The organism is Romboutsia sp. 13368 (genome assembly GCF_018336475.1).
Lineage (GTDB): Bacteria > Bacillota > Clostridia > Peptostreptococcales > Peptostreptococcaceae > Romboutsia.
Genome location: NZ_CP048741.1, coordinates 2,209,495 through 2,210,582, shown reverse-complemented (window position 1 = coordinate 2,210,582; position 1,088 = coordinate 2,209,495). Strand labels below are relative to the sequence as shown.

The 1,088-nt window shown below is 27.5% G+C and carries 1 protein-coding gene; it reads left to right on the top strand.

Going from position 1 to position 1,088, the window contains the following annotated elements; all coding sequences use genetic code 11:
- Positions 1 to 149: 149 nt before the first annotated feature.
- Positions 150 to 1,067: a glutaminase A gene (gene glsA / locus G3997_RS09225; protein WP_296645487.1), complete on the top strand. Its 918-nt coding sequence runs from the start codon at positions 150 to 152 to the stop codon at positions 1,065 to 1,067.
- Positions 1,068 to 1,088 lie beyond the last annotated feature (21 nt).

Sequence of the window (1,088 nt, the reverse complement as noted above, 5' to 3'; positions counted from 1 at the left end):
CTTTCCACATCTATATTAAGAGAGTTTATAGGTGGAAGTAAAATAGTAGATTAATTTAGAAAAGGGRTTGTATTGAAATATTTATTTTAATATAACCCTATTTATATTACATACGATATTTATAAATATTATATACTTAGGAGGAACATATGAATAATTTATTAAAACAAGTAATAGATGAAAATAGAAAATATACTAATTATGGTCAAGTAGCTAGTTACATACCAGAATTAAAAAATGCAAGAAGAAATGATTTAGGAATATGTATAATAGATAAAGACAATAACATTTATACAAGTGGAAATTATAATACTAAATTTACAATACAAAGTATATCAAAGCCTATTGTTTTAGCTATGGCTTTAATGGATAATGAGTGGACTAGTGTGTTTTCAAAGGTAGGTATGGAACCAAGTGGAGATCCATTTAACTCAATAATGAAATTAGAAACTAATGATACAAAAAAGCCTTCAAATCCTATGATAAATGCAGGAGCTATAGTTACTACTTCTCTTATAAAGGGGAACACTTTAGAGGAAAAAGAAGAAAGAATGTTACAATTTTTTAGACGTTTAGCTAATAATGATAGTATAGGAATAAATTATGAAGTTTATAAGTCAGAAAAGTTAACTGGTGATAGAAATAGAGCTATGGCATACTTATTAAAGAATGATGGTTTTATAAATGGTGATGTAGAAGAAATATTAGACTTATACTTTAAACAATGTTCAATAGAGATAGATTGTGTAGATTTAGCAAGAATCGGTATAAATCTTGCAAAACATGGCGTAGATATAGAAAGTAATGAAAGATTAATTAGTGAAAAAGTTTCAAGAATGGTGAAAACATTTATGGTTACTTGTGGTATGTATGATGCATCTGGTGAATTTGCATTAAAAGTTGGAATACCTGCAAAATCTGGTGTAGGTGGAGGTATAATGGCATCAGTACCAGATGTAATGGGAATTGGAGTTTATGGACCGGCACTAGATAAAAAGGGAAATAGTATAGCAGGAGTTAAAGTTTTAGAAGACTTATCTGAAAAATTAGACTTGAGTATATTTTAAAATATAGAATTTAATTATAAT

Excerpts from the sequence above, each read along its gene's own strand:
- glsA (WP_296645487.1), top strand. The coding sequence starts at position 150 with ATGAATAATTTATTAAAACAAGTAATAGATGAAAATAGAAAATATACT.